This is a genomic window from Streptomyces sp. NPDC020490, from assembly GCF_044335305.1.
Classification (GTDB): domain Bacteria; phylum Actinomycetota; class Actinomycetes; order Streptomycetales; family Streptomycetaceae; genus Streptomyces.
In genome coordinates, this window is record NZ_JBIRUY010000086.1 from 1 (window position 1) to 6,000 (window position 6,000).

Genomic DNA, 6,000 nt, shown 5'->3' on the forward strand with positions numbered 1-6,000 from the left:
CGGCTTCGCGCACCTGAAGAACTGGCGCGTGCTCGGCAAGGTCCGCACCGACCCGAAGTGGGCGACCGCCCTGGTGAGGGCCCTGCTGGTGCTGACGAACCGCGAAGTCGCCCGCTGACCGATGACCTTGCCAGGAGTCATCCGCCCCCGACCAGCATGAGCACGCCGGAGCGCACGCACACCAGCCCACTTGACCTGCAAGCTTCACGATGCACACCGCTCACTGCGGACACGCTGAAAGCATGATGGTTGAGGTCGGGCATGTGGAGGCCGCTGTGCGGACGCGGTTCTCCACGGCCGGGAGCGGGTTGTCGGTCAGGAGTGTCACGAGTCCGTCGGTGTCGTGCTGTCCGAAGACTTCGGGTGCCAGGGATGCGCAGAGTCCTGATCCGCAGCACTTGTTGCGGTCGACCGATACGATCATCGGGATTTTCCTTTCAATTCCATTCAAACGACAGCTCTCGAACTCCGTAGAAAAGTCTCTCGTGGAGGTATTGAGGCGCCTGATTACCGGCTGGCTGAAGCTGTGGAATACGCTGCTGTGTTTTGGTTATGACGGATTTCAGGACGGAGACGGCGAGCGGCCGGCCGACGCAGTGGTGGATTCCATGTCCGAACGCCAGGTGGGGAGCCGCGGTGCGATGGATGTCCAGCTCCTCAGGGTTTTCGAAGACGCTGGTGTCCCAGTTTGCAGCGGGCAGCGATACGGCTACGTACTCGCCTGCCTTTACTTGGACTCCTCCTATTTCCGTGTCCCGGGTTGCCTTTCTTGGGAGGGGGCGATGGACGACGGAGTAGTATCGGGCAAATTCCTCCACAGCGGCCGGTACGAGCGAGTGGTCGGCTCGCAGTTCGTCGGCTGTTTCAGGCCGAAGCATCAGCGTGAGCAGGCTGAGGCTGATCATGTTCCGCAGGGTTTCGTATCCCGCGCTCAGCAGGGTGAACAGGACGCACACCAGTTCGCGCTCAGTGAGACTTTCCGTTTCTTCTTCGTTTCGACGGTGAAGGCGGGACAGCAGGCTTCCCTCGGGTGCGGTCGAGGCGCGGACGGCATGTTCCAGATAGCGCATCATGTCTTTTCCCGCGCGTTGTTTATCGGCGAGGGGCGCATCGGGGGCCTCGAAGGTGTGCAGCCATTGATCGAGGAGGGCCCGGTCAGTGGCCTGCAGTCCGAGGAACTGGCACAAGGCCGCGTGGGCGAGGGGATTGGAGAACTGTTCGGTGAGATCGGCGCCCGCGCCGGCCGAGATGAGGCGGTCCAGGGCGTGGTCGACGAGCAGGTCGATCTGCTGGGCGTGCTCCACCATCCTGCGCACGGTGAGGTGAGGAGTCAGCAGGCGCCGGATCCGGGTGTGGTCGGGCGGGTCCGTCTGGATGAAGATATCCAGTTCGGGCGGCGCGTTCATGAGGGGGATCTGTGAGCTGAACAGCTGGCTGTCACCCAGAACTTTGCGCACGTCGTCGTAGCGGGTGACGATCCAGGATGCCAGGGCATCCGGGTGTCGCACTCTCAATACGGCCTTCTTGAAGCGAAGTCCGGCATCCTTGGGAGGTTCGGTCATGGTCGCTCCTGGTATCGGGGTTGCTGCCTGCGTCTGGGGTGGATACCTCAGGCGGGGGCTGGGCAGGCCCGGTCGGGCATGCCGATCACGGAGGTGCCGATGACCAGCTGCCGGACGGGGTCGCAGCCCAGGAGTTCTTCGACGGTCTCGTCGCGCAGCGCCGCCGTGTAGGTGACGTGCAGGTCTGCTGCCGTGGCCAGGAGGTAGACGGTCTGGCTCAGGTGGCCGATGTCCATCATCAGGGCGCGGTAGTTGCGGGGGAAGTTGTACTTCCACTGGCTGCGGGCGATCACGCTCGTGTAGAAGATCAGCGCGGCCGCCCCTCCCACCCATGCCTGGTCGCCGACCGCCGCGACCAGCTGTTCGTCGTCCAGGCTACGGCCGAGTTGCTCAAGGGCGTGGTCGGCTGCGGCGTAGTGGTAAGCGCCCGGCTCCAGCCCGGCCACGTTGCGGGCGTAGAGGTAGATCTCGGTGGGGTGGCGGGCGCCGCCGGACGGCGAGGTCTTGAACACCTGCTGCAGGTCGTCCGCCAGAATGCCCCCAGGCGCCATGACCGGGCCGCATTCAGGTGTCACCCGGCCGGGTACACGTCTGAGCGGCCCGGCGGCGGTGTGCAGGAGGGCACTGGCCGTCGCCAGGGGCAGGGGCTGGTTGGAGAAGACTCTGTTGCTCCGCCTGCGGTGGAGGACATCGATGAGGTCCCGGTGCTGCCAGACCGTGGGATCGACCGGGGGCAGGGCGATCCGCGTCGTGTGAGGGACGGTCATGAAGGCCGGAGGCGGCGGGTCGGTGTGCTTCTTGGCTTCCAGGCGTGTGCCGTCCTGCTCGATGGTGCGCATGGCGGTGCGGGCCAGAGAGCGGGTGGAGAAGTGGAACGCCTGGGCCATCGGGCCCCACGCCGACCAGGATGCGGTGACGCTTTCTTCCTGCCTGTGCCGGGGGCTGTCCTCGGTCACCAGAATGTTCCGCTTGACGAGAGCGGCGGCCACCTGCCGCCAGTCCCGGCCCGGCTCGAGGTTCTCCACGGAGTCCACGTCACGGAAGTCGGTGAACCAGCGCAGGGCCCGCTCCACGCCGTCGGCCAGCGCGTATTGGCGGTGTTCGAGGTAGTCGTCCCAAACCAGTTGGCCGTCGCTCCAGAACAAGGTCCCGCACCTTGATGTCCTGACCCTCATGACGCGCCTCCCGCGGTCGCCGGCATGCACGCGGGGCGCAGCTTGCGCAGGAGTCGTCCCGCTGGTTCATCCCCCAGCACAACGTTCAATCGGGTGTCAGGGAGATCCTCGCCGTCGCGAGGCCCGTCTGAATCCATGGAGCCTCCGGATCCTGCTTTATGCTCCGGCAAGCCCGAACCGGGGGTCAGCTGCATCGTCCTCGTCCTCTTTCCCGTGGAGGGTGCGCGACTGCTATGAGTCCAGAGTGCGCAGGATAGGCCAGCGTAACCGGCTCGACGAGCTTGGCAAGAACCCCTAGAACCCGCCTGTGCACGACCAAATGCTTTCCGAGTATTAATTACTCATGCGGGATCGTGTGAGTCAAATAAGTGTGGGATCTGCCTGCATTGCGATGGCGTCAGTCAGGCACTGTGGGCTCTTGTTTGACACCCCTCATTGCGGGGGTGTGAACATCTACCCGAGGAGTTGTCATGGAAATTACCCCCGTCAGCCGGGTCGAAGAGGACGTTGACGTCTTCGAGTCGCACGACGACGCGTACGACCGCCCGGACGCAGGCCTGAGCACCAACCACTGCGAGACCGTTCTCTACTGACCGAGATCATGTCGCACGCCCTTGCGTGACTGAGCGGCATACTCGGCAGAGAGGTCTGCTTTTCAGGGCCGCTGGCCCTGAAAAGCAGACCTCAGGGCCTTCGAAGGCTTATCGAGCTGGCGGCTGATACGCACAGCGGTTCCAGGCGATGAATTATTCAGTCGGCATCGCGCGGATTTTATTCCAGTCAAGTTCTGTCGCTCCAGCAGGATCCGAGGCCGAGGTATTTCGTTAGGAGAAATCCTCGTGTCCAGCAGTTTGCCGGCGGAAGGTGTGCTTATGTCTGTGTCGGACCAGGTGTCGACGGTCCCTCATTTCCTGCGGGAACGGGGGGATGCGGTGGATGGTTCTGCTGCCTTCCGAGCGGCAGAGACCCTCGGGAATGGCGCGAGTGCAGGTGCTGAGGGGGCTGCGCTGGCGTTGGTTAAGCTAGGGGTCCGGGCCCGGGATGAGCAGGACTATCCGCGTGCGGAGCAGTTGTTTGTTCTCGCCGGTGAGAGTGCCGCTGATACCGAGGATGCGGCTTTGTTGGTGCGGGCTCGCACTCTTCTCGGTGGCCTGTACCGGATCCAAGGCCGCTACGAGCAGGCGGAGGAAGCACTGCGCGGGGCCCTGGCGGTGGCTGACGGCGAGCCCGACATGCCTGTGTCCGCTCTGGTGGGGGTGTGTAACGAGCTGGGGGTCTTGTTCAAGTACTCGGGGCATTTTGAAGAGGCCGAGGTGTGTTACCGGCGGGCTCTGGCGGTGCTGGAGCGTGGCGGGTTGCGGGAGGGGCTGAGCGCGGCAGCGTTGTTCCACAACCTGAGCGGGCTGGCGCATTCGCGGGGGGACTTTGCCGCAGCGGTGGAGCCGGGCCGGCGGGCGGTCGCGATCCGTGAGCGCGTGCTGGGCGCGGAGCATGTTCAGGTGGTGTTGGACAAGGCGGCGCTGGCTCCGGTGCTGATTGAGCTGGGCCAGCTGGATGAGGCTGAAGAGCTGTTGGCATCGGCACTGGTGGTGGTCGAGAGGACTTTTGGCCCGGCGCATTACGAGACCGGTGTCGCGCTGGGCAACCTGGCCGCCCTCGCCTACAAACGCGCCCAGTACCCACGAGCCGCAGAGTTCTTTCATCGCTGCCTACGCCTGAAGGAACAGACTCTCGGTCCCGGGCATCCAGAACTCGCGGTGACCCTGAACAACCTGGCCGTTCTCGCCCGGCGCGGCGGCGACCTCTCCCAGGCACAGGGGCTATGGGAGCGGGCGTCGGCGATCCTGGAAACATCGGTCCAGCCCGAGCATCCGCTGCTGGGAGCTGTCCGCCGTGGCCTGGACTCGCTGGGGCCGGGGGTGCCGGCGTGAGCCGCCGGGCCTGGCACGCCGCACCCCGCCCGCACACGGCGAGGCCGGCCCGTTGGTCAGGAAAGGTGCCGCGGCTGGGCCGGGGTGCGTGGTGGCTGCTGGGCTCGGAGCTGGTCTCCGCATTGGGGTCGGGCGTGACGGCTCCGCTGCTGGTGGTGTACCTGCATGCCGTGCGGGATATACCCATCGGGCCGGCGACGCTCGCCGCGGCGGCCGGGCCGCTGGTGAGCCTGTTCGGCAACCCGCTGGGCGGTGTGCTGGCCGACCGGTTCGGGGCCCGCCACGTCATCGTGGCCGGCCTGGTCCTCACCGCTGCTGCCACTGCCGCGCTCGGCACCGTGCAGTCGCTGCCCGCGGTCGTGGCCATCATCGCCCTGCTGGGCGGCGGCCTGTCCATCGCCCTGCCTGCCCAGGACAGCCTGCTCGGCCACCTGATCCCACCCGAGCAGCGCTCCACCGCCTTCTCCCTGCGCTACCTCGGCCTCAACCTCGGCCTGGGCGCCGGCGGCCTGCTCGCCGCCCTCGCCGTGAACACCGACAACCCCTCCTCCTTCACCCTGGCCTACGTCGCCGACGGCGCCACCTTCCTCCTCGCCGCCCTCGCCGTCACCGTCCCCGCCCTGCGCAAGACTGCACCCACCCGCGCGGCCCGCATCCCGCTGCGCGAAACGCTGCCACGCAGCCGGCCGCTGTGGCTGGTGTGCGCGCTGGGCGCGCTGTTCACCCTGGTCGGCTTCGGCCAGTTCAAGATCGCCGCCTACGGTGTCACCGGTGCGTCCGCCCGCCTGCTCGGCCTGGCCTACCTCGCCAACACGCTCACCGTCGTTGCCGCCCAGCTGCCCATTCTGCGTCTGACACGCAATTGGGCCCGCCATCGCATCCTTGCAGTGGTGGGCGTGCTGTGGGCTGGGGCATGGCTGCTGGTCTGGTCGGCCGACACACTCTGGAGCGGCTGCCTGGTGATCGCGGCCGGCGTCATCGCCCTCGGTGAATGCCTCATGGCAACCAGCCTGCCGCCCATCGTGAACGACCTCGCGCCCGACCACGAGCGCGGCCGCTACAACGCCTCCTTCCTCATGGCCTGCACCCTCGGCAACCTCGCCGTCCCCGCCCTCGCCGGCACCCTCCTAGGCGGCGGACTGGGCACCCACCTCCCTCTCATCCTCGCCGCCCTCGCCTGTGTCACCGTCCTGCCCTGCCTGCGACTGCGCAACCTCCTGCCGGTCCCCACCACCACCCGCGAGCCCGAGCCCGAACCGGCCACCGGTTGAATGCCTGCCAGGGGTCGGCAACTCGAACCACCGCCCCGAACCCCCGGCGATCCGCACGCAA

6 protein-coding genes and 1 pseudogene are annotated in these 6,000 nt (G+C 66.6%); 4 read left to right on the top strand and 3 right to left on the bottom strand.

All coding sequences use genetic code 11. The annotated features are described in order from the left end of the window. A pseudogene (locus ACH4ZX_RS40010) lies at positions 1–118 on the top strand (IS5/IS1182 family transposase); the annotation flags it as partial. A 102-nt stretch (positions 119–220) separates the two neighbouring features. Here the strand turns inward: ACH4ZX_RS40010 and ACH4ZX_RS40015 are convergent. Genes ACH4ZX_RS40015 through ACH4ZX_RS40025 form a run of 3 tightly spaced genes read right to left on the bottom strand, consistent with a single transcriptional unit; the run spans position 221 to position 2,707 of the window. Then, entirely contained in the window at positions 221–424 is a 204-nt protein-coding gene (locus ACH4ZX_RS40015; RefSeq protein ID WP_398283819.1) for a ferredoxin, read from the bottom strand. Between the two features lie 13 nt (positions 425–437). Then, on the bottom strand, positions 438–1,562 hold the full coding sequence (locus tag ACH4ZX_RS40020) for a cytochrome P450 (protein ID WP_398283821.1): 1,125 nt from the start codon (positions 1,560–1,562) through the stop codon (positions 438–440). A gap of 47 nt (positions 1,563–1,609) precedes the next feature. Continuing rightward, positions 1,610–2,707, bottom strand: a complete 1,098-nt coding sequence (locus tag ACH4ZX_RS40025) for a SagB family peptide dehydrogenase (RefSeq protein ID WP_398283823.1) — start codon at positions 2,705–2,707, stop codon at positions 1,610–1,612. 500 nt (positions 2,708–3,207) lie between these two features. On the opposite strand from ACH4ZX_RS40025, the gene ACH4ZX_RS40030 reads away from it, so the two are divergent. The 3 genes from ACH4ZX_RS40030 (at position 3,208) to ACH4ZX_RS40040 (ending at position 5,939) form a co-directional block, all read left to right on the top strand. Continuing rightward, positions 3,208–3,330: a hypothetical protein gene (locus tag ACH4ZX_RS40030; RefSeq protein ID WP_398283825.1), complete on the top strand. Its 123-nt coding sequence runs from the start codon at positions 3,208–3,210 to the stop codon at positions 3,328–3,330. Between the two features lie 246 nt (positions 3,331–3,576). Then, the gene (locus ACH4ZX_RS40035) at positions 3,577–4,668 is read left to right on the top strand and encodes a tetratricopeptide repeat protein (protein WP_398283827.1); all 1,092 of its coding nucleotides are present in this window, start codon (positions 3,577–3,579) and stop codon (positions 4,666–4,668) included. A 65-nt stretch (positions 4,669–4,733) separates the two neighbouring features. Further along, positions 4,734–5,939, top strand: coding sequence for an MFS transporter (locus ACH4ZX_RS40040; RefSeq protein WP_398283829.1), 1,206 nt, complete (start codon positions 4,734–4,736; stop codon positions 5,937–5,939). Positions 5,940–6,000: the final 61 nt, after the last annotated feature.